Below are 22,616 nucleotides of genomic sequence, written 5' to 3' on the forward strand. Positions count from 1 at the left end.
GCGAATATGCAAGATCGATGCCGTGGCCCTACCCGGGCCGAACCCTTACTTCAGCGCTTACTTCTTGGCGTCGCGCAGCTCGCGGCGAAGGATCTTGCCGACCGGCGTCTTCGGCATGTCGCTACGAAACTCTACGATTCGCGGCTGCTTGTAACCCGTAAGGTTTGCTCTGCAGTATTCGCGCACCTGCGCCTCAGTGAGCGAAGGGTCTTTCTTCACGATCACGAGCTTCACGGCCTCGCCGGTCTTGTCGTCGGACACGCCGACCGCCGCGCATTCGAGTACGCCCGGAATCAGTGCAACCACGTCTTCGATCTCGTTCGGGTACACGTTGAAGCCCGACACCAGGATCATGTCCTTCTTGCGGTCGACCACCTTGAAGTAGCCGCGCTCGTCGACCACGCCGATGTCGCCGCTCTTGAAGTAGCCGTCGGGCGTCATGACCTTGGCGGTCTCGTCGGGGCGCTGCCAGTAGCCGGCCATCACCTGCGGGCCCTTGATGGCGATTTCGCCGCGCTCGCCGGTCGGCACTTCGTTGCCGTCGTCGTCGAGCAGCTTGAGCCAGGTGCTCGGCAGCGGCAGGCCGATGGTGCCGGTGTAGGCGGTGCTGTTGGTCGGGTTGCAGGTGGTCGACGGCGAGGTCTCCGACAGGCCGTAGCCTTCGCAGATCGGGCAGCCGGTTTTCTCGAGCCAGAGCTTCGCGACCGCGGCCTGCACCGCCATGCCGCCGCCGACCGAGACCTTGAGGTTCTTCCAGTTGACGATGTTGAAGTCGGGGTGGTTCGCCAGCCCGTTGAACAGCGTGTTGACGGCAGGGAAGCTGTGGATGGTGTGCTTCGACAGTTCCTTCAGCACGCCGGGAATGTCGCGCGGATTCGGAATCAGGATCAGCTTGCCGCCCGTGCGCATGTTCAGCATCATGCCGACCGTGAACGCGAAGATGTGATACAGCGGCAGCGCGCACACGCTGGTGGGCTGCTCGTTGGCCGGCACCTTGTTCATGACCGGCTCGTTCCAGGCTTCCGACTGCAGCACGTTGGCAATCACGTTGCGATGCAGCAGCACCGCGCCCTTCGACACGCCGGTGGTGCCGCCGGTGTACTGCAGCACCGCCACGTCATCGGGGCCGATGGCCACGGGTTTGAGCGATGCGCTCGCGCCCTTGTCGAGCGCGTCGTTGAAGCGCACCGCGCCCGGCAGGTTGAACTGGGGCACCATCTTCTTGACGTTGCGCACCACGTAGTTGACGAGCGCGCCCTTCAGGAAGCCGAGGCGGTCGCCCATGGAAGCCAGCACGATGTGCTTGACCGGCGTGGCCCCGATGCATTGCTGCAGCGTGGTGCCGAAGTTCTCCATGATGATGATCGCCTTCGCGCCCGAGTCCTTGAGCTGGTGCTCGAGTTCGCGCGGCGTGTACAGCGGGTTCACGTTGACCAGAATCAGCCCGGCGCGCAGGATGCCCGCGACCGAGATCGGGTACTGCGGGCAGTTGGGCATCATGACCGCCACGCGGTCGCCCTTGGCTAGGCCCAGGCCCTGCAGGTAGCCCGCGAAGGCCTTGCTCTGCTTGTCGGTCTCCGCGTAGCTGATGTCCTTGCCCATGAAGCTGTAGGCCGTGCGGTCTGCGTACTTCGTGAAGCTCTCTTCCATGAGCGCGACCAGCGAGGGGTACTGCGAGGCATCGATATCGGCGGGCACACCTTGCGGGTAGCTGCTGAGCCAGGGACGATCGGTCATTGGATTTGTCTCCTCCGGGAAGTCGGACTTGTTGAAAACGAAAACGGCGCTCGAAGTGGCGCCGCGAAGAACTCGCCCGCCGTGCGGGCAGGGACCTTCGGCCTATTCGATGGCCTTGCCCATATCTTCCACTACTTTTTTAGCATCGCCAAAGACCATCATGGTCTTGTCCATGTAGAAGAGCTCGTTGTCCAGGCCCGCATAGCCGGCGGCCATGGAGCGCTTGTTCACGATGACGGTCTTGGCCTTGTAGGCCTCCAGGATGGGCATGCCGTAGATCGGGCTGCCCTTGGTGTGCGCGGCGGGGTTCACCACGTCGTTGGCGCCCAGAATGATTGCCACGTCAGCCTGGCCGAACTCGCCGTTGATGTCTTCCATCTCGAACACCTGGTCGTAGGGCACTTCGGCCTCGGCCAGCAGCACGTTCATGTGGCCGGGCATGCGGCCCGCCACCGGGTGGATCGCGTACTTGACGGTGATGCCCTTCTCGGTGAGCTTGGCCGCGAGTTCCTTCACCGCGTGCTGCGCACGTGCGACTGCAAGGCCGTAGCCGGGCACGATGACCACCGTCTCGGCGTTGCCGAGCACGAAGGCTGCGTCGTCGGCGCTGCCGCTCTTGACCGGGCGCTGCTCCTTCGCGCCGCCGCCGGCCGTGACCGCCTCGCCGCCGAAGCCGCCCAGGATCACGTTGAAGAACGAACGGTTCATCGCCTTGCACATGATGTAGCTCAGGATCGCACCCGAAGAGCCCACCAGCGAACCGGCCACGATCAGCATCGCGTTGTTCAGGCTGAAGCCGATGCCCGCGGCCGCCCAGCCCGAGTAGCTGTTGAGCATCGACACCACCACCGGCATGTCGGCGCCGCCGATCGGGATGATGATGAGCACGCCCATCACGAAGGCCAGCGCCAGCATCGCGAAGAAGGCTGGCCAGCTTTCGGTGAAGACGAACACCAGGCCCAGCGCGATCATGGCCAGGCCGAGCACGAGGTTCAGCAGATGCTGGCCCGCGAACTGCACCGGCGCGCCCTGGAACAGCCGGAACTTGTAGGTGCCCGAGAGCTTGCCGAAGGCAATGACCGAGCCGCTGAAGGTAATGGCGCCGATGGCCGCCCCCAGGAACAGCTCGAGCCGGTTGCCGGTCGGAATGGCCGCGCCCTTGGCGATGCCTTCGAGCATGGCCGCGGGTTCGACCACGGCCGCGACCGCAATGAACACCGCGGCCAGACCGATCATGCTGTGGAAGAAGGCCACCAGCTCGGGCATCTTGGTCATCTCGACCGTCTTGGCGCGGTAGGCGCCGTAGCCCCCGCCGACCACCAGCCCCAGCAGCACCCAGGCCAGGCCCATGAGGTGGCCGCCGGCCATGTTGTAGATCAGCGCGCCGGTAGTGACCACCGCAATGGCCATGCCGGCCATGCCGAAGACGTTGCCGCGGATCGAGGTGGTGGGATGGCTCAGGCCCTTCAAGGCCTGGATGAAGCAGACGCTGGCGATCAGGTACAGCAGCGTGACGACGTTCATGCTCATTGGGCGGCTCCCGATTCGGCCTTGGGTGCGGCGGCTTTCTTTTCCTTCTTCTTGAACATCTCGAGCATGCGCCGCGTGACGAGGAAGCCGCCGAAGATGTTCACCGCCGCAAGCGCCACGGCGAGCACGCCCATGGTCTTGCCCAGCGTGGTTTCGGTGAGCGCGGCGGCCAGCATGGCCCCCACGATCACGATCGCAGAGATGGCGTTGGTCACGGCCATCAGCGGCGTGTGCAGCGCGGGCGTGACGGTCCACACCACGTGGTAGCCCACGTAGATGGCCAGCACGAAGATGATGAGGTTGATGACGGTATGGGAAACGGGATCCATGATTTCTTCTCCTCGCGTGAGCGCTTATTTCTTCGTGACCTGGCCGTCTTGCGTGACGCGGCAGGCGGCGACGATGTCGTCCTCGAGGTCGATCTTCAGCGCGCCCTCCTTGGTGACGATGAGCTTGAGAAAGTCGAGCACGTTGCGCGCGTAGAGCGCCGAGGCATCGGCCGCCACGAGCGCCGCGAGGTTGGTTTCGCCGACGATGGTCACGCCGTGCTTCACAACCGTCTTGTCGGCTTCCGACAGCGGGCAGTTGCCGCCCACGCCGCCCGCGCCCTTGCCGGCGGCGATGTCGACGATGACGGAACCCGGCTTCATCGACTTGACCATGTCCTCAGTGATGAGGGTCGGCGCGGCTCGGCCCGGGATGAGGGCGGTGCTGATGACAACGTCGGCCAGCGCCACGCGCTTGGCGACTTCGACCTGCTGGCGCGCGAGCCAGCTTGGAGGCATCGGCTTGGCATAGCCGCCGACGCCGACTGCGGCTTCTTTTTCCTCGTCTGTGTCGTAGGACACCTCGATGAACTTGCCGCCGAGCGATTCGATCTGCTCCTTGACGCTGGGGCGCACGTCGGACGCCTCGATGACGGCACCCAGGCGCTTGGCGGTGGCAATGGCCTGCAGGCCCGCCACACCCACGCCGAGAATGACGACGCGCGCGGCCTTCACGGTGCCGGCCGCCGTCATGAGCATCGGGAAGAAGCGTTGGTATTTGTCGGCCGCGATCATCACGGCCTTGTAGCCGGCGATGTTGGCCTGCGACGAGAGCACGTCCATGCTCTGGGCGCGGGTGGTGCGCGGCGCGGCTTCGAGCGCGAAGCCGACGACGCCGGCAGCCGCCAGGCGCTGAAGGCCGGCCGCATCGAAGGGGTTGAGCATGCCGATGACGACGGCGCCCGACTTCAGCAGCGCGGTCTCGGCATCGGTGGGCGTGCGCACCTTGAGCACCATGTCGGCTGAGAAGGCCCCGGCCTGGTCGGTGATCTCGGCGCCTGCGGCCTGGTACGCGGCATCGGGGACGCTGGCTGCAACGCCGGCCCCCGACTGCACCCGTATGGAGTGCCCTGAGGCGACCAGTTTTTTCACCGTCTCAGGTGTAACAGCCACGCGGGTTTCGCCAGCCAGTGTCTCGGCGGGCACGCCTATCAGCATAGAGATCTCCTCAGAGCAAGGGGGCACAGGGAATGCGGGCAGAGCTTACAGCAAGATTACAGCCGCCCGCTGTCGCCAAAACGCTCTGTGGTTTTGACCCCAAAGTGCCGATGAATGCTACCGATGTCGCTATTTAATTGATAGCGAATTCGGGTATTCGATAGCCGCCTCGCGCAGACCGCGGCACGTGTTTGCCCTCGCGCCGGTCGAACTCCAGGCGGTTTGTCCAGCGAGAAATTGCCGATGGGCGCCCATAACGCCATTCATTCAAGATCTCGATTTGTATTCAATTGCTGTTAACTTCGTTAACAAGTGAACTGAAAACCCCGATTTGCGTGCATTAGTTGCAATTCAAAAACTTTACGTTAGTCGCAGATAGATACACTTCAGCCCAATCGCCAGTTCTCAGAGACTGACGAAGGGGAGGAAGAAGGGGATGGAATGCGAATCGCGGTACTCAATGACGGTGTAGATCAATTCAAGCGAATCAATCGAACCATGGCGGCACTCGAGCACGAGTGCCATCCCTATACAGAAGGAAAAGCGCTGTTGCAGGCCATGCGCCGGCAGACCTTCGACCTGCTGATACTCGACTGGAACCTGTCCGACATGGAGGGCCCCGACGTGGTGAGGTCCATCCGTAACGAACTCAACAGCCGGCTTCCCATTCTTTTCGTGACCGACAAGCGTGACGAGGCGGACATGGTCGAAGGCCTCAACGCAGGCGCGGACGACTTCATGGTCAAGCCCGCTCACGCCGGCGAACTCGAAGCCCGCGTGAATGCGCTGCTGCGCCGGTCCTACCCGGCCCAGCACGAGATGGAACTGGTCTTCGGCCCCTATCACTTCTATCCGCCCTCGCGCGTCCTGAAGGTTCGCGGCGTGCAGGTCGAGCTGAAGAACCGGGAGTACGAGCTCGCACTGTTCCTGTTCCAGAACCTCGGGCGGCTGCTTTCGCGGGAGCACCTGCACGAGGCCGTCTGGGGCCTTGGCATCGAGGCACTGTCACGCTCGCTCGACACTCATATCTCGCGCCTGCGAACCAAGCTCGACCTGCGCCCCGCAAACGGCTTCCTGCTGCTGGCCATCTACGGCCTGGGCTATCGGCTGGAAACAATCGAGGCCGACGCACTCTCCAGCATCAGCGCGCGCTGAGCCGGGAATCTCCGGCACGCTACAGTCTCCAACGGCACCCCGCCGTCATGTGCTTGCGCCACAAGGAATGAGACGAATGAATTCGATGATCCGGTTGCTGCTCGCCACCACGTTGTTCTGGAGCTGGTTCAGCCCGGCCGCTGCGCAGGAGGTCGAAGCCAGCGACATGGTGCGAGGCGGCATGCTGGCGATCCAGATGATCGACCAGGGCAAGGCTGGCGAATTGTGGGACGGCGCCACCCCGGCCACCCGCAAGCGCGTGACGCGCGCCGACTTCACCAGCCAGATCGCCAAAAGCCGCGCCCCGATCGGCCCACCGCAGATGCGCACCTGGGTGGCGGTCAATCGCCAGGTCGTGGCCGACGCGGATGGCGACACAGCCGGTCAGTACGTCAGCGTCGAATACGAGACCCGCTTCACGAACAAGCCCGGCGGCACGGCGCGCGAGCTCGTGAGCTTTCACCTCGACACCGACCGCGTCTGGCGCTTCAGCGGCTATGTACTGAAATAAGAGCCGAAAACATGGCAAGTCCGCGCTGGAAACCCAACGTCACCGTGGCCGCGGTGATCGAGCGCGACGGTCGCTTCCTGCTGGTCGAGGAGCAGACCAGCGACGGCCTGCGGCTCAACACGCCCGCAGGCCACCTGGACCCCGGCGAATCCCCGGCCGAGGGCTGTGCGCGCGAAACCCTCGAAGAAACCGCTCACCATTTCACGCCAACAGCGCTCATCGGTGTCTATATGGCGCGTTCCCGGCCACTGGCCGAGCGCGGCGAAGACACCACCTATATGCGCTTCGCCTTCACGGGCACGCTGGGCGCGTTCGAAGAAGGCCGACCGCTCGACGAAGGCATCGTGCGCACCATCTGGATGACGGCGGACGAAATCCGCGCCAGCGTGGCGCGGCATCGCAGCCCGCTGCTGCTGCAGTGCATCGAAGACCATCTGGCCGGCAAGCGTCACCCGCTGGACCTGATCCACGTCGACGAATCGGTGCGGTCGGCGCCCTGAACAATCAATCAGACGATGACGCCGCCGCCAAGGCAGCGTTCGCCGTCATAGAGCACAGCCGACTGTCCGGGCGTCACCGCCCATTGCGGCTCGCCAAAACGCAAGCCGAATGCGGCGGCATCCCCGGCATCCATCTCGCAGGCCGCATCGGCCTGCCGGTAGCGCTCCTTCGAGCCGTAGCCGCCCGGCACCGGCGCCTCGCCGGAGACCCAACTCGCATCGTCCGCCTTCAGCACCGACGACAGCAGCCACGGATGGTCGTGCCCCTGCACCACCCACAGCGTGTTCTTCTCGACGTCCTTGCGCGCCACGAACCATGGCGAGTGGTCGCCCGAGCCGCGCTGCGCGCCCTTCTCCTTCACGCCGCCGATGCCCAGCCCCTGCCGCTGCCCCAGCGTGTAGAAGCTCAGCCCCTGGTGCTCGCCCAGCTTGCGGCCGCGGTCGTCCTTGATCGGGCCCGGCTCCTTGGAGATGTAGCGGTTGAGGAAATCGCGGAACGGCCGCTCGCCGATGAAGCAGATGCCGGTCGAGTCCTTCTTCTTCGCGTTGGGCAGGCCGATTTCTTCCGCGATGCGGCGCACTTCTGTCTTGTGCAGCTCGCCCACCGGGAACAGCGTCTTCGACAGCTGCGCCTGGTTCAGGCGGTGCAGGAAGTAGCTCTGGTCCTTCGAGGGATCGAGCCCCTTCAGCAGCTCGTGCTTGCCGGTGGCCTCGTTCAGGCGCACGCGCGCGTAGTGCCCGGTGGCGATCTTCTCTGCGCCCAGCCGCATGGCGTGGTCGAGAAAGGCCTTGAACTTGATCTCGGCGTTGCACAGCACGTCGGGGTTCGGCGTGCGGCCGGCCTTGTATTCGCGCAGGAACTCGGCGAACACGCGGTCCTTGTAGTCGGCCGCGAAGTTGACGTGCTCGATCTCGATGCCCAGCACGTCGGCCACGCTGGCGGCGTCCACGAAGTCGATGTTCGACGAGCAGTATTCGCTGTCATCGTCGTCTTCCCAGTTCTTCATGAAGATGCCGACCACCTCGTGCCCCTGCTGCTTGAGCAGGTGCGCCGTGACCGCGGAGTCCACTCCGCCGCTCAGTCCCACCACGATCCGTTGCTTTGCCATAAGCCCTCCATTGTCCCAGCCCGGCGGTAGGAGCCTCCGGCGTGTGGGAAATCGGGAAAACCCCTGTCGCCGGCTTGTCAGGGCCAGGTCCACAGTGGGAAGGCCCGGCGCTACAGTGCCGCTGAAGAAGGCGGCGCAGACCCGCCAGCCGATTTGCAACAACAGCACAGCGGAGACAAGACGCATGGCCACCCCCTCCCCCGCCGCCCTTTCTGGCGACAACACCCCCTGGACACGCGCCTACCCACCCGGCATGCGCTGGGACGCCGAGCTGCCAGTGAAGCCGGTGCAGCAGATGCTCGACGAGGCCGTCGAGCGCTGGCCCGACCGATCCGCCGTCGAGTTCATGGGCCAGGCCATCACCTACCGCCAGCTCGGCGCCGCGGTCGAACGTGCCGCCAAGGGCCTGCAGGACCTGGGCGTGAAGCCCGGCGTGCATGTCGGCCTCTACCTGCCCAACACGCCTCACTACCCGATCGCCTTCTTCGCCGTGCTGAAGGCCGGTGGCACGGTGGTGAACTACTCGCCGCTCGACGCCGAGCGCGTGCTGGCCCACAAGATCGAGGACAGCCGCACCGACATCCTGATCACGCTGGACCTCGTCAACCTGTACCCGCAGATGGCGCGCCTGCTCGACAACTCGCGCCTGCAAAAGCTGGTGGTCGGCAGCCTCGGCGACTACGGCGCGATGGGCGACAAGGTGCAAGCCCAGTTGCAGGGCGCCGGCCAGATCGCCCCCGTGCCCACCGACGACCGGCATGTGCGCTTCACCGAGCTGCTGAAAAGCGAGGGCACGCACAAGACCTACCCGCTTGGCGACCTCGCCGAAGAAATCGTGGTGCTGCAGTACACCGGTGGCACCACCGGCCTGCCCAAGGGCGCGATGCTCACGCACGCCAACCTCACATCGGCCTCGGCGCAGTACTACGAGTCGACCAAGGGCGATCCGCCCATCCTGGCCGAAGGGGCAGAACGCTTCCTGGTCGTGCTGCCGCTCTTTCACATCTTCGCGCTCAGCGCGGCGATGCTGCTCGGCGTGCGCCTGGGCGCGGCGCTGGTGCTGCACACGCGCTTCGATGTCGACGCGGTGATGAACGAGCTCGCAGCCAGCAAGATCAGCGTGTTCCCCGGCGTGCCGACGATGTACACCGCGATCCTCGCGCACCCCAAGGCCAAGGAGATGGACCTGCGCTCGCTCAAGTTCTGCGGCTCGGGCGGCGCGCCGCTGCCGGTGGAGGTGGAGCAGCGCTTCTTCGATCTCACCGGCTGCCATCTCAACGAAGGCTGGGGCATGACCGAGACATCGCCCGTGGGCACCTTCACGCCCGCGCGCGGCGTGCGCAAGGCGGGCTCGTGCGGCATGCCGCTGCCGCAGGTGCGCATCAAGCTCGTGAGCCTGGACGATCCGGCGAAAGACGTCACCGCGTTCGGCGAACCAGGCGAGCTGTGCATCAAGGGCCCGAACGTGATGAAGGGCTACTGGAACAACCCCAAGGCCACAGCCGAATCGATGACGGCCGACGGCTACTTCCGCAGCGGCGACGTCGCGAAGATGGACGCCGACGGCTACTTCTACATCGTCGACCGCACCAAGGACATGCTGCTGTGCGGCGGCTACAACGTCTATCCACGCGTGCTGGAAGAGTCGATCTACGAGCACCCCGCTGTGGCCGAGGTCTGCGTCATCGGCATCCCCGACGAGTACCGCGGCCAGTCGCCCAAGGCCTTCGTGAAGCTGAAGGAAGGCGCGGGCGAACTGACGCTCGATGCGCTCAAGGCTTTCCTGAAGGACCGCCTGGGCAAGCACGAGATGATCGGCGCGCTGGAGATCCGCCCGGAGTTGCCCAAGACCGCAGTGGGCAAGCTCTCCAAGAAGGACCTCGTGGACGAGGAAGCCCGCAAGCGGGCCTAGCCGCTGTTGTTAGCGCTGCTGCTGGCCGAACGCACCGGCCAGCAGCTCATAAGAGCGCAACCGGGTCGCGTGGTCGAACACCTGCGAGGTGATCATGAGTTCGTCGGCGCCGGTGCGCGCGACGAAGGCTTCCACGCCCTTCTTCACCGTCTCGACCGACCCCACCGCGGAGCACGACAGCACCGAGTCGAGCAGCGCGTTTTCCGCGGGCCCGATCTTCTGCCGGTAGTTTTCCACCGGCGGCGGCAAGCGCCCCGGCCGTCCACTGCGCAGGTTCACGAAGGCCTGCTGCCACGAGGTGGCGCGGAACTCGGCCTCTTCATCGGTGTCGGCCGCGAACACGTTGAAGCCCAGCATCACATAAGGCTTCTGCAGCTGCGCCGAGGGCTTGAAAGTCTCGCGGTAGATCTGGATGGCCTGCATGATCTGCTGCGGCGCGAAGTGCGAGGCAAAGGCATAGGGCAGCCCCAGGTGCGCCGCGAGCTGCGCACCGAAGGTGCTGGAGCCGAGGATCCACACCGGCACTTCGAGCCCCGCGCCGGGCACCGCCCGCACGGGCTGCTGTGGCGTTTTCGACATGAAGTCCATCAGCTCGATCACGTCTTGCGGGAACTGGTCCGCGTCCGATTCGAGGTTGCGCCGCAAGGCCCGCGCGGTGCGCTGGTCGGAGCCGGGTGCGCGCCCCAGGCCGAGATCGATGCGCCCCGGGTACAGCGACTCCAGCGTGCCGAACTGCTCGGCAATCACCAGCGGCGAATGGTTCGGCAGCATCACGCCGCCTGCACCGATACGGATGGTGGAAGTGCCCGCCCCCACGTGCGACAGCAGCACCGCAGTGGCAGCGCTCGCGATGCCCGGCATGCCGTGGTGCTCGGCCAGCCAGTAGCGCGTGTAGCCCAGCTTCTCGCCATGCTGCGCCAGCGCAAGCGAGTTGCGGAACGACTGCGCGGCGTCGCTGCCCTCGGTGATCGGGGAAAGGTCGAGGATCGATAACGGAATCATGGCCGCGATCATGGCGCGAACCGCCCAACGCCGTTGCCCGAGGGGCTATTCGGTTTGGTATAGCGTCGTCACGCTCGCGAAGTCGCGGCCGTTCTGCTCCACGTTCACCTGGAACGGCACGCTCTCGCCCGGCGCGATGGCCGGCAGGTTCTCCACCAGCTTGAAGCCCGTGAGCTGCCCGTTGCGGTCGCGCAGGCTGACCCACAGCCGCACCTTGCCGACGATGCCCGTGCCCGGGTTCTTCACGCTGCCCGTGACCTCGACGCTCTTGTAGGTGAAGCGCTGGCTGAAGTTGAGCAGCACGCTGCCGGTCTCGGCCTTGGTGCCCGTCACCTTCACTTCCAGCGGCTTGCGCGGGCCCGGCAATGCCGCGCGGCGCATCGGCTTCCATTCGATACGGGTCGCGGTGATGCGCTCCATGTCCTCGGGCTCGAGAAAGATCGGAAAGCGCTCACCCGGATAGAGATACGCCAGCCCCGCGATGTTGGTCGTGCCATGTGCCTTGCTGCCGCTGAAGCGCGAGATCACGCCGCCCGGCGCGAGCACGACCGCGTCGGCGCTGCGGTTCACGAGTTCGCCCAGGAACAGCCGCTGCTGGATGTTGTTGCGCCCGTCCACCAGCGGCAGCAGTTCGAGCTGCTTGTCGTCGAAGCGCTCGCTGTCGTCGGCCAGCAGGTCGTCGGTGCCCAGGCGCAGCTCGGGGTTGAAGGCCTCGGGGCCGCCCGCCGTGCGGATCACGCGGTCGGCGTTCAGCACCGGCGTGCGCGTGCCCGAAGACTCCACCGCGCTGTAGCCAATGCGGTAGTCCCACGCCGCGATGGCCGTCGCGCGGCCGAAGCGCGCGATGCTCACGTCCATCGAGGTCCGCGCGCCGGGCTGGATCTCGTTGGCCTGCCCGTAGCCGTGGCCGAAGCCGATCACCTGGCCCGCATCGTCGTACAGCGTGACCAGCACCTCGAAGCCGCCGAGCGCGGTGGCGTCCTTGCGGTCGTTGACGACGCGGCCCACCAGCCGCACGCGATCGCCCTGCTGGATGAGCCGCACGCGCGAGAAGGTCATGCGCGGCCCCTGCACCGCGCTGTAGGGCTCGGCCAGCTTCTGCACGCGCAGCTCCTGCCGGGTGACGTTCTTGCCGCTGGGCATGTCGATCAGCGCTGGCGCGCTCTCGCCGGGTTCCAGCACGGACACCGGCAGCATCTCGCTGCGCTCGTCGAGCTTGCTGTCGCCGTCGTAGTACGTGGCGCGAATGCCCGCGCGCGAGAGCGACTTGCCGGTTTCGTTGCGCGCCACCACCAACAGCTTGGGCATGGCCGAACTGCCGCTGCCTACCAGCACCTGGCGCGGCTCATTGAGCTTCAGGCCATCGGTAGGAATGGTGCGGTCGACCGCGGCGGCCACCACGGAGCGCGGCGCACCGGACGTGGCATCGCGGGAGTCGAAGAAGAACAAGCCCACCACGCGAAACACCAGCACCACGCCCAGCAGGATGGCCACGGCTATGCCGACCTTGCGCAGCACCAGCTTCTGCCTCAGCGCCTCTTCGGCCGCGAGCTGGCGGCCGGCTTCGCTCTTCACCTGGTTGAGCACACGCTCCAGCCGGTCGGACACGTTGTCTTCCACCAGCGTGACCGAGCCGCAGTGGTCGCAGGTGTATTCGTTGAGGCCGGTGCGCTTGAGCACGCTGCTGCCGCATTCGCCGCACTTGAGCGTCTGGAGGTCGATGGTCATTGCAGTGCTGCTTCCGTGTTATTTTTTCTTGCCGCGCGCCAGCTGACTACCAGTCGAACAGGTCCGCGATGTCGCCGGCCTCGCTGGCACCGATCAGCGGCGTGAGCCGCTCGATCAGGCGCGCGCGGTGCACCGGGTTGACGGAACAGTCGTCCATGAAGATGTCGTCGCCCGCCTCGTCCCAGACCTGGCCGATGGTGCCGAGGCACACGGCCATCTCGAGGATGTCGGCAAAGATCGGTGCATCGTCTTTCCATGCACCCTCGCCGTGCCGGGCGAACTGTATCGCGCCTGTGTTCAGGTCGAAGATGAAGGGGTCCGCTCCCTGGTCGGCCACCACCAGCCAGTGATCGGGCCATTCGGCAATGCGCTCGCCGGTGATGCCATGCCAACGGTAGCCGGCCTGCAGTTCCCACAGGCGCGCGAGCGGCGGAATGCTGAAGGGGTTGCCGGCGGTCGGCACCGTGAGGCCCTCATGACCCACGCGGTCGTTGATCCACTCGCCGAGCGGGCCGACCTGTGCGTAGAAGGTTTCGACGGCGGCCGGCAGAGGGATCTCTCCGCGCCAATGCTCGGCGGCGGATTGCGACGCCAGCGCACCATGGGGAGCCAGCGCTGCGCGAGCCTGTTCGATCGATGCCACGTGTCTTCTCCGTTCAGGGGATGCAGGCGGCCTGCAATGCGGCGCGCAGGGCCTCCACGTCGCCCGGCGCCACCTCGCGCACGCCGGGCAGGTTGGCGAGGCCACAAGCGGTCGAGGCGACCACGGGCACGCCCGCCGCCACGGCGCGCAGTACCGCGCGCGGCGCGTGCTCGACGTGCGCAGGCAGCACGACGACGCTGGCGCCGGCCAGCCAGTCGCCTTGCCAGTTCATGTGTTCGATGTGCGCGATGCCACGCCAGAGCTGCTTGTCGTCCGAAGGCGAACCCATCACACGCAGCCGGTACGGCCAGTCTTGCAGTGCAGCGGCAAGCTCGCGCGCGCCCTTGCGTGCCAGTGCGCTTGCGGCGAACACGACGAGCGGCGGCCCCTTGCGTTCGACGGCCGCAGCAGCCTTGACCGGGGGCAGCATCCAGTCGAGCCGCATCAATGCCGCATGCGGCGCCGACTTCGCGAGTTGCCGGGCGATCTCCGCGTGCGGCGTGACCACGGCCTTCGCACGGGCAAACGCCAGCGTCTCGGCATGCACAAGCACGGGATCGGCACGGAAGTCGCGCAGCGTCGCATCGCCGGGCCAGTGACTGGCCGCGGCATCGAGCCGCTGCTCGATCCCCGCCATCGGCAACGCGCTGGCCAGCACGGTGACGCGGCGCCCGTCGAGCACGCCGATGCGCTGCAGGTGCGGCAGCAGTGCCTGCTCGACCACCAGTTCCGTGTGCTCCGGCGTCAGGCGGCTTGCCAGGGCGTGCGCAAGCCAGCGCTGGCCGTCGATCAGGCTCGCCTGCCGCCGGCCTGCATGCCGCGCCCAGAGCCGCTGCCACAGCGTGCGGCACAGACTCACGGCCCACAGCGTTTGCGCGGGCACTACCGTCTCACGGTGCCAGCCCGTCGCGGGCAGACGCCAGAACGCAAGCCGCAGCGGCGCCGGCTGCAGGCGCTGCGCGTGCGGATGCTTCTCGCGCAGGTAGCGCGCGAACTCCGGCGTCCAGCCATCGACCAGCACTGCGGTGAGTCCCTTGGGCCCGACATCGACCTGCGGACGATGGCGAAAGCACGTGGTCTGTTCGCAGCTCAGGCAACCGCGCGCCAGCGGCAACGCAGCGCCCGCGTCATCACTTGTGCGCCGCAACACGACAGGAGCGGACGGTGCCGCCAGTGGAGAGCGCGCGCGGATGCGCAGCACCAGTTCGCTGTCAGTCAGCTCCACCTCAAGCCGCCACGCATGCTTTGCGCGCAGCTTGAGATCGACGTAGTTCCAGAACACCGTCGCATCGACCGCGTCACCGTCGGCCGCGCCGGCCTGTTCGATGCGCGCCGTGTGCCCGTGGCGCTCGACCAGTTCGAAGCCCGCGCGCACCGCCACGGTGGCCAGCGCGTTCGACAGCTGACAGAGCCCGCCGGCCAGCGTCGGCACCACGCAGCCGCCGCGCAGTTCGCGGCCCTGCACGAAGCCGCGCCATGCGCCCGGCCGCCCCAGCTGGCGCCAGAAACTCAGCACTTCGCCGGCCGGCACCTCGATGGCATCGAAGGCGCGCCGCGCCACGCGCAGGTTCTGCACCTTGCCGGCCACGAGCGGAAATTCTTCGGCGCGGCCGTCGGACCACAAAGGGGTTCGGTATTGCGCGAGCACCGGCGCGCCAGCCAGTGCGTTGTCGCCGTCATGCCAGCGCCGGGCCGAAGGCCGAAGCGTCTCGCGCAGCGCATGGGCCGTGGCCAGCAGCCGCGAGCGCAGCCAGAAATCGATCGCGTCGATGCGGCGCGGCGGCTGCCAGGCCTGTTGCACGCTCACGCGGAGGGGCCGCGCTTGCGCCATTGGCCGAGGTCGGCTTCGATGCGCTCGTCGATGTTGCCACTCCATTGCGCGTCGAAGCCGGCCGCGCGCAGCAGCTCGACGATGCGGTGGCCCACCACCACGGTGTTGGCATCGCGCTGCTCGATCTCGGGGATCATGCCGCCGCTGAAGGCCAGGTGCAGGCGGCCGGTGCGCACCGCCGCGTCGAGGTCTTGCGCGTGATAGAAGCAGCAGCCGCGAATGCCCGAGTCCATGCGGCCCGCGGCGCGCCAGTGCTCGCGCACGTCGTCGTGGCCATCGGCGAGCGTGTTGCCCGCGCGGTGCAGTGCAATGATCTTTTCGCTTCGCAACTGCGCGAACACGGCTTCGAGCCGGTCGTATTCGGTCTGCGCGGGCCACCCGGCCTCGGCCGCGCGCTTGGCGGCGCAGGCACTTGCGGCCTCGGCCTTGACCCAGGCCCGGTCTTCGGCGGTGATCTCATCGGGATCGAGGTACTCGTCGGTGATCAGCCATTCGACATCGGCGTCGGGATAAAAGCCGCTCCACACCAGGTCATGGATGCGTCCGCGCGTGTCTTCGGGGTCGAGAGTAAGGGCCATGCGTGTTGGGTTGCCGCCTCGGCTGCAACGGGATCATGCTTTCTTTTTTCCTGACGGAAGCGTGCGCGTATTTTCACCCGACCGCACCACGATGACGCACTAATGCGAAAGCATGAATCCTGCGGCCGCCCCTTCCGCGCCGCGCCATCATGAAGGATGCGCCGTGGCAAGGCAATGCGCCTTTTGGCGAAGGCGGCTCTGCCACTTGGCCGGGACCTGCACCGGCGTGGTGCTGCCTGCTTGCTGCGTGACTGGCTATGCTCGGCGGCTCTCCATGCCGCAGCGCCATCCATCCATTGACCCGATCGCCCAGCCGGACGACGAAACGCTGCCCACGGAATGGACCTCGCGCGCGCCGCAGGCCACGGAGCGCGCGCCGAAGTCGGCCGCGGACTGGGCCGCCTGGCTGGTCGCGCTCGCGGTGCTGGTGTTCATGGCGGTCTTCGGCTTCCAGGCGATGACCTGGGCGCTCGCCGGCGGCTGGCAATGGCTCTGGCTGGCGGTGGGGCTGCCGTTCTTCGGGGTCTTCTCGGTGTCGACGGTGCTGCTCATCGTCACGAGGCTGCGCGAGCGCCGCCGGGTGCGCGTGGCGCTGGCGAACATGTCGCTGGAGCGCGGGGAAGGCTTTCGCATCGGCGAGCCGTTCGAGCTGCGGTTGCGCGCGACGGTGCCCGTTGCGCAGGAAGGCGAACGCACAGTGGCGCCGAAACGCATCGGCATGCGGCTGATGCGGGGGGCCTTCATCCGTGCAGGGTCGCCGGTCAACGAGTGCTGCGATGAAGCCGTCGCGTCCCGCGAGGATGCGCGGGACGGGAGGCTGCTCTATACCTGCGAACTCCGTGCAGGCTCCGAACACGGAGGCACCGCGCAATGGTTCGTCGAACTGCACGACATGGCCGACGACGGCGCCTCCATCCTCGTCGCCCCGCTGCGGCTATTGCCCGCGCGCTGACTCGGCGCTGCGACCCAGACGCAAAAAGGCCGGGCCATGCATTGCATGGCCCGGCCTTTTGTTTTGACCCTGTCGGGGACTGATTACAGCGGCAGTGCGTCACCACGAGCAGCAGCGCGGGCTGCGGCACGCACCGTGGCGCGGTCCACCGAGCTCGCCACGACCGGTGCGACACCGGCGGAAGCGCCTTCGGCGTACGGGTCAGCGCTGTGTGCAGCGGCAACTGCATCTGCGCGAACGGCGGCACGATTGGCCGTCGAGACGATCACGCGGGCGGGGCCTGCGTCGGCGCCGGTGGCGTAGGGGTTGGCGTTGTGGGCTGCAACCACGGCCTGGCCGGCAACGTCGGCGCGGCTGGCGACCGAGGTCACTTGGTGCACGCCTTCATACGTTTCAGCGTGTGCGGCGCCGGCAGCGGCCAGCAGGGCGATGGAGATAGCGGAGAGGAGCTTAGAGGCGGTCATTTGGATGTCCTTCAATTCGTTTCAGTTCTTTTGCACTTGGATGATTTCGAACCGGTCTTGGGTGGGTCACCGTCCCTCCGGGGGCGGCCACCTCGCTCGGGGCCCTGTTCACCCAGATCGGCTTGGGGGCCGGTCTGTGAGATGAATTGTGCGCCGTTGCCTAAGTAAAAACCCTTAGAGAAAAGAACCACGGCGTTCACGAAGTGGAAACAATCAGCCGCCTCAAAGGGAGATCAGGGCTTGTCGTAGAGTCTTTGCATGAGCGCGCCGGCCCCTGCCTTTCCACCTTTGGCCCCCTGGGGCACCGCGGACACCGTCTTCGACGGGCTGGTAGGTGCTTGGGACCTGGAACGAACCATCGAGGGCCAGGCCTCCATGACCGGCGTCGCTGTGTTCACGCCGCTCGAGACAGGAATGCTGAAGTACCGCGAAGAGGGCCGGATCCGCCTGGCCGACGGCAAAGAATTCGACGGGCACCGCGAATACTTGTTCGAACGCGCCCCGGGCGGCTTCGTCGTGCACTTTGCCGAGACCCCGCCGCGCCTGTTCCACGCCATCGGCATCGTGCGCGACGGCGATGCGCTCGCCGGTTCGGCCACGCACCTGTGCACACCCGACACCTACGACAGCAGCTACCGCTTTCTGGCCGACGGCTCCTTCACCATCCGCCACACGGTCCACGGCCCGCGCAAGGACTATGTCTCGGCCACCGTGTTCAGGCGGCGCAGCGAATAGCTCAGTCGCGGTCGAGCCGCCAGCCCGGCATGCCGCGCATCACGGTCTGCACGAGCATCGCGCAAATGCCGCACTTGATCAGGTCGCCGGGAATGAACACCAGCATGGCCAGCGCGGCCTGCGACAGCGACATGTGGGCGATCAAAGAAAGCCCGACGATGCCGAAGGCGTAGACCACGACGATCCCCCCGACCACCGACGACACAAAAGCCGCCACCAGCAGCCCCACGCCGGTGGCCCCGGCCATACGGCGCACGGCCAGGCGCATCAGCAGGCCGCAGGCGAAGGCTCCGAACATCCAGCCGAACAGGAAGCCCCCGGCGGGCGCCACGAACACGCTCAGGCCGCCACGGCCGCCGGGCAGCAGCGGCAGGCCGAGCGCCACCGCGAGCAGGAACAGCGCAATCGCCAGGAAGCCGCGGCGTGGCCCGAGCAGGCAGCCCGCCAGCATCACGCCCAGCGACTGCAGCGTGATCGGCACGCCGAACGGCAGGTCGATCTTCGGGATCAGGCCGAACACCGCCATCAGCGCCGCGAACAGCGCGATGTACGACAGGGAACGGGACGAAGTGAGGGAGCCTGAAGTGGTGGTCATGGCAATCGCAATCGAGAAAAGAGAAGGAAGCTCAGCGCCCGAGCCGCGCGGCCAGCGCATCGGCCACGCGCTCCGCCGTCTGCAGCGTGCGGATGGTCAGCGGCGCCAGCAGCCGCAGGCCGCCGCCGTGGCCCGAACGCGCGCGGTAGGCGTCGTCGAGGCGCTGCCACTGCACATAGAAATTTTCGGCGAAGCGCAGCATCAGGCCAAGGCCCAGCGCGATCCGCTCGGTCGGCACGCCCAGGCGCTGCAGCGGATGCAGCACCGCTTCGAGCACCGCCAGGAGGTCTTCGAAGCGCGTGGTCAGCGTAAGCATCAGCGCGAGCGTGGCCGCGCTGGCAAGGCGCAGCGCACTGGCCACGCCGAGCGGGGTCGTGCCCATCGCCCAGTGGAAGCCGACGATCAACCCGCCGGCGATCGCCACGCCGACCAGCATGCGCACCCGGCGCCACGCGGGCGGCCCGAGCGAAGCAAAGATCAGCAGCACCACCGCGCAGGCAACGGCCAGATGCACGGGCCGCTCGACCAGCACCAACAACGTGCCGCACACCGACAGCACCGCGAGCTTGACCCACGCCGCCATCGCATGCATCCACGTCGGCTGCTCCGAATACAGGCTACGCATGGCGGCCCCGCTCTGCCGCGGCGCGCTCGCGCACGTTTTCGGCATAGGCCTCGCACACTTCGCGGCCCGGCCCGTCGGCGCGCACCTTGCCCTGTTCGAGCCACAGCACGCGTTCGAAGTCATAGACGTGTTCGAGCAGATGCGTGGACACAAGGATCTGGTGATCGCTCGCGTCGAGCTGCGAGGCCAATCGCGCCTGGCTCAGCAGGTCGAGACTCGCAAAGGGCTCGTCGAGCAGCAGCGTGGCGGGCTCGCTTATCTGCAAGGCCAGCAGGCACACCTGCTGGCGCTGCCCCTGGCTCAGCTCGCCCACGGCGCGCCCGGCCCAGGCTTCGAGCCCGCGCTGCGCAAGAAAATCGCGCGCCTGCTGCCGCGCCGCCTGCCGCGTTTCGCCGCGCGCCGTGAGGCTGAAGGCCAGCTCCTCGGCCACGGTCGGAAAGATGATCTGGTCGTCGGGGTTCTGGAACATCAGCCCCACGTGCTTCGACAGCTGCCTGCGGTCGGCCTGCGTGTCGCAGCCATGCACGACCACGCGCCCCTGCTGCGGCTGGTCGAGCCCGCTGATGAGGCGGAACAGACTGCTCTTGCCAGCCCCGTTGTCGCCGATCAGGCCGATGCGCGTCTCCTGCAGGCTGAGCGTCAGCCCCTCGAAGACATGCTGGTTGCCGCGCACCAGCGTCACCGCCTCGAGGCGGATGCTGTGCGGGGAACTGGGTACTGGCGGGGTCGGCTGCGGCAAGGGGCGCCCACTGTACCCGAACGCACAGCGGGGCTACGGGGCTCAGGAAGTGGCAGCAAAGAGCCCGTTGATCTCGCCGACCGACAGCATGCCCTCGCCCATCGTGCCGAAGCGGCCATGCTCGAAGGCTTCCTTGGCGATGCGGCTCACCAGCCCCAACGCCGACTGCAGCGGACCGCAACCAAGGCTGATGCGCCTCGCGCCGGCGCGTGCAAGGGTTTCGGCCGGCGGTGCACCGGCATAGCCCGCGTACACATTCAAAGGCACGCCCAGCGCACCGGACAGCCGCCCGATTTCTTCCAGGCTGGACATGCCGGGCACGAAGATGCCGTCCGCGCCCGCCGCCGCGTAAAGCTTCGCGCGGCGCAGCGCCTCCTCGAAGCGCGCCACCGGGTCGTCCCAGGGCACGAAGTAGACGTCGGTGCGCGCGTTGATGAAGAAGCGCGGATCGAGCTTGCGGATGGCGGCGACGCGCTCGCACAGCACCTCGGGCGGCGTCAGCTCGCGCGTGCCCGGCCGTGTGCCGTCTTCGATGTTGATGCCGGCCGCGCCCATGCCGATCAATGCACCCGCCACGTCGCACACCGCCTGCGTGCTGTCGCCGAATCCGCTTTCTATGTCGATGCTCACCGGCGCGCCCGTCACACGGCAGATGCGCGCACAGGCCGCGATCAGCTCGCTGACAGGCATGCGCTCGCCGTCCGCGTAGCCGAGCGACCAAGCCATGCCCGCGCTGGTGGTGCCGATGGCCGTCGCGCCGGCGCGCTCGACAATGCGGGCGCTCGCGGCGTCCCATGCGTTCACGAGAACCAATGGATCAGGGCCGACGTGCAGCCGGTGAAAGGCGTCCGCCTTCTGTTGTGCGTCGCTGGATCGCATGTTTGGTCGTTCCAAAGAAGTTGAAGGATGACCGCAGCCTAGACGCAATGCGCCGCCGGGACTTGGAAAAAACTGCTGTCCGCGCCACGACCTGCCTACATCAACGCGACCACCGGATAGCGCCGCCACCCCGTCTCCGCATGGCGCCGGCCGTGCGCGAAGAGAAAGCCCAGCACCGCTTGCGGATCGGACAGCTTCCCAGGGTTGTCCGCCTTCCATTGCTCGAACTGGCGCTTCAACTCGGGCTCGTCCTCCAGCATCCGGAGCGCGGTGTCTTCGAACACGTAGGCCGAGAAGTTCTCCTTCTTCTCCAGCACGCTGTTGAAGAAGCCCCAGCGGAAGAAGCTGTCGTGAGCCTCGGGCTCCAGCGTCTCGACTGCGTAGCGGGCATTGGGCTGGTCCAGTGGCACCCACACGTCGCCCGCGCGTGCCTGGAAGCGCTCGGTGTGCGTGGCTAGCACCACCTGGTCGTGGAACATGTGGCCTTCGTAGGCGTTCGCGCGCGGGATTGCGCTCTGCACGCGATACACCCGGGCCGTGTCGAACAGCTGGTCCGCTTCCAGGCGCCTCAGCTCGACGCCGTTCCATTGCAGACGCTCGATCACTTCTCGCCAGGCCTGGGGCACGAGATAGGCCTTGGGCGCGGTGACCGCCACGTCTTCGACACAGCGATCGAAATGAACGATGTCCTTCTCCCACGGCTGACTGCGGTCGTAGGCCAGGCGTTCATAGTTGCCCAGCCGGCTGGGCGAGCGAACCGCGCGATAGCCCTTGAAGCGAAGGCTGGCTGGCCGGTTGCGGTCGTTGCGCCATGTCAGCGGCCAACGCGTCTGCTGCGCTGCAGCAGCCCTGGCGTCGCGGCGCAGCTCCTGAATCTGCGCCGCATGCGCGACGGTGAACTCCAGCACTACATCGACCAGCGTCCCCATGGAAGCCACGCGGTCGGCAAAGGGCTTGAGCATGTGGGTCTCGGGCATGAAGCCGATGGTGTGGTGCAGCGCCGCATAACCGGTGGAAAAGCGCGGCAGGTCGAGGAAGTCTTCGATGCCGTCGTCGGGCGTCTCGGCCAGCAGGTTCATGTACGGGCAGGTGGGCCAGCCGCGTTGTGCCATATCGCCGTAGATCGCAGGCAGCATGCTTTCGCGCAGGAACTGCCCGAGCCCGCCGCCCAGTTTGTCGGGCTGGGTCGGGATCAGCGTCATGGTGTAGCTGTAGTCCGCGCCGTTGGAGGTGTGGGTGTCGACCATCACGTCCGGGTCCCACGCGGTGAAGAACCGGTTGAACACCTGCGCGGCCAGGCTGTCGCACTTGATGAAGTCGCGGTTCAGGTCCAGGTGCCGGCCGTTGCCGCGGAAGCCGAAAGATTCGGGCCCGAGCTGGTTCACGCGCGAGGTGTTCTGCCGGTTGATACAGCCGTCCACGTTGTAGACGGGAATGAACAGGAACACCGTGTCGCCCAGCGCCGCCAACCGCTCGGGCTGCGTGCAGAAATCGCGCACCAGCGCCATGCAGGCGTCGATGCCTTCGGGCTCGCCGGGGTGGATGCCGTTGTTGTTGAAGAACACCGGGCGGCGCTGTTGCTTGAGCGCTTCGCGGTCGAACACGCCGTCCGCAGTGACCACGCCGGCGTGAAGGGGAACGCCGGTGTCCGACACACCGATCTCGCCCCAGCGCAGCACGCCGGGAAATTCCCTGGCCAGCCGCTCGTAGAAAGCGATGCATTCGGCCCAGGTCGTGGTCTGGTTGCCGTTGCCCGATTCGAACGGCGTGGGGTACCGGGTGTCTGTTGGAGCGGTCATGGGAAGAAGGCTACAGTAGTCGCCCCAATCCGGTCATCCAGCCCTTCTTTCTGCAAAGAGCCAGGAGCCTGCCAGACACGGCCGCACGCACAACACACATTCAAGGAA

At 66.7% G+C, this 22,616-nt stretch carries 22 protein-coding genes; 6 read left to right on the forward strand and 16 right to left on the reverse strand.

Going from position 1 to position 22,616, the window contains the following annotated elements; translation table 11 throughout:
• Positions 1-57 precede the first annotated feature (57 nt).
• The 4 genes from ACSFBF_RS23775 to ACSFBF_RS23790 form a co-directional block, all read right to left on the reverse strand.
• Complete coding sequence (locus ACSFBF_RS23775) at positions 58-1,737, reverse strand: long-chain-fatty-acid--CoA ligase (RefSeq protein WP_435471288.1); 1,680 nt, start codon at positions 1,735-1,737, stop codon at positions 58-60.
• A gap of 102 nt (positions 1,738-1,839) precedes the next feature.
• Positions 1,840-3,267: an NAD(P)(+) transhydrogenase (Re/Si-specific) subunit beta gene (locus ACSFBF_RS23780; RefSeq protein ID WP_435471290.1), complete on the reverse strand. Its 1,428-nt coding sequence runs from the start codon at positions 3,265-3,267 to the stop codon at positions 1,840-1,842.
• Positions 3,264-3,596 carry an NAD(P) transhydrogenase subunit alpha part 2 gene (locus ACSFBF_RS23785; protein ID WP_435471292.1) on the reverse strand — a complete coding sequence of 111 codons (333 nt, stop codon included), beginning with the start codon at positions 3,594-3,596 and terminating at the stop codon, positions 3,264-3,266. Before ACSFBF_RS23785 ends, ACSFBF_RS23780 begins: the two co-directional genes overlap by 4 nt.
• Positions 3,597-3,620: 24 nt before the next feature.
• A complete protein-coding gene (locus tag ACSFBF_RS23790) occupies positions 3,621-4,751 on the reverse strand; it encodes a Re/Si-specific NAD(P)(+) transhydrogenase subunit alpha (protein ID WP_435471294.1) in 1,131 nt (376 codons plus the stop codon).
• A 441-nt stretch (positions 4,752-5,192) separates the two neighbouring features.
• Here ACSFBF_RS23790 and ACSFBF_RS23795 point away from each other — a divergent pair, with 441 nt between their 5' ends.
• The 3 genes from ACSFBF_RS23795 to ACSFBF_RS23805 all read left to right on the forward strand — a co-directional run bounded on the left by ACSFBF_RS23795 (position 5,193) and on the right by ACSFBF_RS23805 (position 6,917).
• Positions 5,193-5,906, forward strand: coding sequence for a response regulator transcription factor (locus ACSFBF_RS23795; protein ID WP_435471296.1), 714 nt, complete (start codon positions 5,193-5,195; stop codon positions 5,904-5,906).
• 76 nt (positions 5,907-5,982) lie between these two features.
• Positions 5,983-6,417 carry a DUF4019 domain-containing protein gene (locus tag ACSFBF_RS23800; protein WP_435471298.1) on the forward strand — a complete coding sequence of 145 codons (435 nt, stop codon included), beginning with the start codon at positions 5,983-5,985 and terminating at the stop codon, positions 6,415-6,417.
• An 11-nt stretch (positions 6,418-6,428) separates the two neighbouring features.
• Positions 6,429-6,917 carry an NUDIX hydrolase gene (locus ACSFBF_RS23805; RefSeq protein ID WP_435471300.1) on the forward strand — a complete coding sequence of 163 codons (489 nt, stop codon included), beginning with the start codon at positions 6,429-6,431 and terminating at the stop codon, positions 6,915-6,917.
• Positions 6,918-6,925: 8 nt separating this feature from the next.
• Here the strand turns inward: ACSFBF_RS23805 and mnmA are convergent, their stop codons facing one another.
• Positions 6,926-8,026 (reverse strand): tRNA 2-thiouridine(34) synthase MnmA, encoded by a 1,101-nt coding sequence (mnmA, locus tag ACSFBF_RS23810; RefSeq protein WP_435471302.1) that lies wholly within the window; start codon positions 8,024-8,026, stop codon positions 6,926-6,928.
• A 184-nt stretch (positions 8,027-8,210) separates the two neighbouring features.
• Between mnmA and ACSFBF_RS23815 the strand changes: the two genes are divergently transcribed.
• Entirely contained in the window at positions 8,211-9,938 is a 1,728-nt protein-coding gene (locus ACSFBF_RS23815) for a long-chain-fatty-acid--CoA ligase (RefSeq protein WP_435471304.1), read from the forward strand.
• A gap of 9 nt (positions 9,939-9,947) precedes the next feature.
• On the opposite strand, the gene ACSFBF_RS23820 is transcribed toward ACSFBF_RS23815, so the two are convergent.
• Genes ACSFBF_RS23820 through ACSFBF_RS23840 form a run of 5 tightly spaced genes read right to left on the reverse strand, consistent with a single transcriptional unit; the run spans position 9,948 to position 15,720 of the window.
• A complete protein-coding gene (locus ACSFBF_RS23820) occupies positions 9,948-10,940 on the reverse strand; it encodes an LLM class flavin-dependent oxidoreductase (protein ID WP_435471306.1) in 993 nt (330 codons plus the stop codon).
• Positions 10,941-10,985: 45 nt separating this feature from the next.
• A complete protein-coding gene (locus ACSFBF_RS23825; protein WP_435471308.1) occupies positions 10,986-12,668 on the reverse strand; it encodes an FxLYD domain-containing protein in 1,683 nt (560 codons plus the stop codon).
• 46 nt (positions 12,669-12,714) lie between these two features.
• Complete coding sequence (locus ACSFBF_RS23830; protein ID WP_435471310.1) at positions 12,715-13,311, reverse strand: hypothetical protein; 597 nt, start codon at positions 13,309-13,311, stop codon at positions 12,715-12,717.
• A gap of 13 nt (positions 13,312-13,324) precedes the next feature.
• Positions 13,325-15,118, reverse strand: coding sequence for a VanW family protein (locus ACSFBF_RS23835; RefSeq protein ID WP_435471312.1), 1,794 nt, complete (start codon positions 15,116-15,118; stop codon positions 13,325-13,327).
• Positions 15,115-15,720, reverse strand: a complete 606-nt coding sequence (locus ACSFBF_RS23840; protein WP_435471314.1) for a DUF6891 domain-containing protein — start codon at positions 15,718-15,720, stop codon at positions 15,115-15,117. Before ACSFBF_RS23840 ends, ACSFBF_RS23835 begins: the two co-directional genes overlap by 4 nt.
• A gap of 274 nt (positions 15,721-15,994) precedes the next feature.
• Between ACSFBF_RS23840 and ACSFBF_RS23845 the strand changes: the two genes are divergently transcribed.
• Entirely contained in the window at positions 15,995-16,672 is a 678-nt protein-coding gene (locus ACSFBF_RS23845; protein ID WP_435471316.1) for a hypothetical protein, read from the forward strand.
• An 83-nt stretch (positions 16,673-16,755) separates the two neighbouring features.
• Here the strand turns inward: ACSFBF_RS23845 and ACSFBF_RS23850 are convergent, their stop codons facing one another.
• Positions 16,756-17,136 carry a helicase SNF2 gene (locus ACSFBF_RS23850; protein ID WP_435471318.1) on the reverse strand — a complete coding sequence of 127 codons (381 nt, stop codon included), beginning with the start codon at positions 17,134-17,136 and terminating at the stop codon, positions 16,756-16,758.
• A gap of 258 nt (positions 17,137-17,394) precedes the next feature.
• On the opposite strand from ACSFBF_RS23850, the gene ACSFBF_RS23855 reads away from it, so the two are divergent.
• Positions 17,395-17,871 carry a DUF6314 family protein gene (locus tag ACSFBF_RS23855; RefSeq protein WP_435471320.1) on the forward strand — a complete coding sequence of 159 codons (477 nt, stop codon included), beginning with the start codon at positions 17,395-17,397 and terminating at the stop codon, positions 17,869-17,871.
• Position 17,872: 1 nt separating this feature from the next.
• On the opposite strand, the gene ACSFBF_RS23860 is transcribed toward ACSFBF_RS23855, so the two are convergent.
• The 5 genes from ACSFBF_RS23860 to ACSFBF_RS23880 form a co-directional block, all read right to left on the reverse strand.
• A complete protein-coding gene (locus ACSFBF_RS23860) occupies positions 17,873-18,466 on the reverse strand; it encodes a biotin transporter BioY (RefSeq protein WP_435471322.1) in 594 nt (197 codons plus the stop codon).
• Between the two features lie 31 nt (positions 18,467-18,497).
• Positions 18,498-19,091, reverse strand: a complete 594-nt coding sequence (locus tag ACSFBF_RS23865) for an energy-coupling factor transporter transmembrane component T family protein (RefSeq protein ID WP_435471323.1) — start codon at positions 19,089-19,091, stop codon at positions 18,498-18,500.
• On the reverse strand, positions 19,084-19,830 hold the full coding sequence (locus ACSFBF_RS23870) for an energy-coupling factor ABC transporter ATP-binding protein (RefSeq protein WP_435471325.1): 747 nt from the start codon (positions 19,828-19,830) through the stop codon (positions 19,084-19,086). Before ACSFBF_RS23870 ends, ACSFBF_RS23865 begins: the two co-directional genes overlap by 8 nt.
• A 42-nt stretch (positions 19,831-19,872) precedes the next feature.
• Positions 19,873-20,709: an isocitrate lyase/PEP mutase family protein gene (locus tag ACSFBF_RS23875; RefSeq protein WP_435471327.1), complete on the reverse strand. Its 837-nt coding sequence runs from the start codon at positions 20,707-20,709 to the stop codon at positions 19,873-19,875.
• Between the two features lie 95 nt (positions 20,710-20,804).
• A complete protein-coding gene (locus ACSFBF_RS23880) occupies positions 20,805-22,508 on the reverse strand; it encodes a M14 family zinc carboxypeptidase (protein ID WP_435471329.1) in 1,704 nt (567 codons plus the stop codon).
• Positions 22,509-22,616 lie beyond the last annotated feature (108 nt).

Origin of the sequence: Variovorax nivicola (assembly GCF_051216475.1) — a bacterium.
Lineage (GTDB): Bacteria > Pseudomonadota > Gammaproteobacteria > Burkholderiales > Burkholderiaceae_C > Variovorax.

Coding starts and splice junctions, on each gene's coding strand:
- ACSFBF_RS23775 (WP_435471288.1), bottom strand. CDS start 1,737: ATGACCGATCGTCCCTGGCTCAGCAGCTACCCGCAAGGTGTGCCCGCC.
- ACSFBF_RS23780 (WP_435471290.1), bottom strand. CDS start 3,267: ATGAGCATGAACGTCGTCACGCTGCTGTACCTGATCGCCAGCGTCTGC.
- ACSFBF_RS23785 (WP_435471292.1), bottom strand. CDS start 3,596: ATGGATCCCGTTTCCCATACCGTCATCAACCTCATCATCTTCGTGCTG.
- ACSFBF_RS23790 (WP_435471294.1), bottom strand. CDS start 4,751: ATGCTGATAGGCGTGCCCGCCGAGACACTGGCTGGCGAAACCCGCGTG.
- ACSFBF_RS23795 (WP_435471296.1), top strand. CDS start 5,193: ATGCGAATCGCGGTACTCAATGACGGTGTAGATCAATTCAAGCGAATC.
- ACSFBF_RS23800 (WP_435471298.1), top strand. CDS start 5,983: ATGAATTCGATGATCCGGTTGCTGCTCGCCACCACGTTGTTCTGGAGC.
- ACSFBF_RS23805 (WP_435471300.1), top strand. CDS start 6,429: ATGGCAAGTCCGCGCTGGAAACCCAACGTCACCGTGGCCGCGGTGATC.
- mnmA (WP_435471302.1), bottom strand. CDS start 8,026: ATGGCAAAGCAACGGATCGTGGTGGGACTGAGCGGCGGAGTGGACTCC.
- ACSFBF_RS23815 (WP_435471304.1), top strand. CDS start 8,211: ATGGCCACCCCCTCCCCCGCCGCCCTTTCTGGCGACAACACCCCCTGG.
- ACSFBF_RS23820 (WP_435471306.1), bottom strand. CDS start 10,940: ATGATTCCGTTATCGATCCTCGACCTTTCCCCGATCACCGAGGGCAGC.
- ACSFBF_RS23825 (WP_435471308.1), bottom strand. CDS start 12,668: ATGACCATCGACCTCCAGACGCTCAAGTGCGGCGAATGCGGCAGCAGC.
- ACSFBF_RS23840 (WP_435471314.1), bottom strand. CDS start 15,720: ATGGCCCTTACTCTCGACCCCGAAGACACGCGCGGACGCATCCATGAC.
- ACSFBF_RS23845 (WP_435471316.1), top strand. CDS start 15,995: ATGCCGCAGCGCCATCCATCCATTGACCCGATCGCCCAGCCGGACGAC.
- ACSFBF_RS23850 (WP_435471318.1), bottom strand. CDS start 17,136: ATGACCGCCTCTAAGCTCCTCTCCGCTATCTCCATCGCCCTGCTGGCC.
- ACSFBF_RS23855 (WP_435471320.1), top strand. CDS start 17,395: ATGAGCGCGCCGGCCCCTGCCTTTCCACCTTTGGCCCCCTGGGGCACC.
- ACSFBF_RS23860 (WP_435471322.1), bottom strand. CDS start 18,466: ATGACCACCACTTCAGGCTCCCTCACTTCGTCCCGTTCCCTGTCGTAC.
- ACSFBF_RS23865 (WP_435471323.1), bottom strand. CDS start 19,091: ATGCGTAGCCTGTATTCGGAGCAGCCGACGTGGATGCATGCGATGGCG.
- ACSFBF_RS23875 (WP_435471327.1), bottom strand. CDS start 20,709: ATGCGATCCAGCGACGCACAACAGAAGGCGGACGCCTTTCACCGGCTG.
- ACSFBF_RS23880 (WP_435471329.1), bottom strand. CDS start 22,508: ATGACCGCTCCAACAGACACCCGGTACCCCACGCCGTTCGAATCGGGC.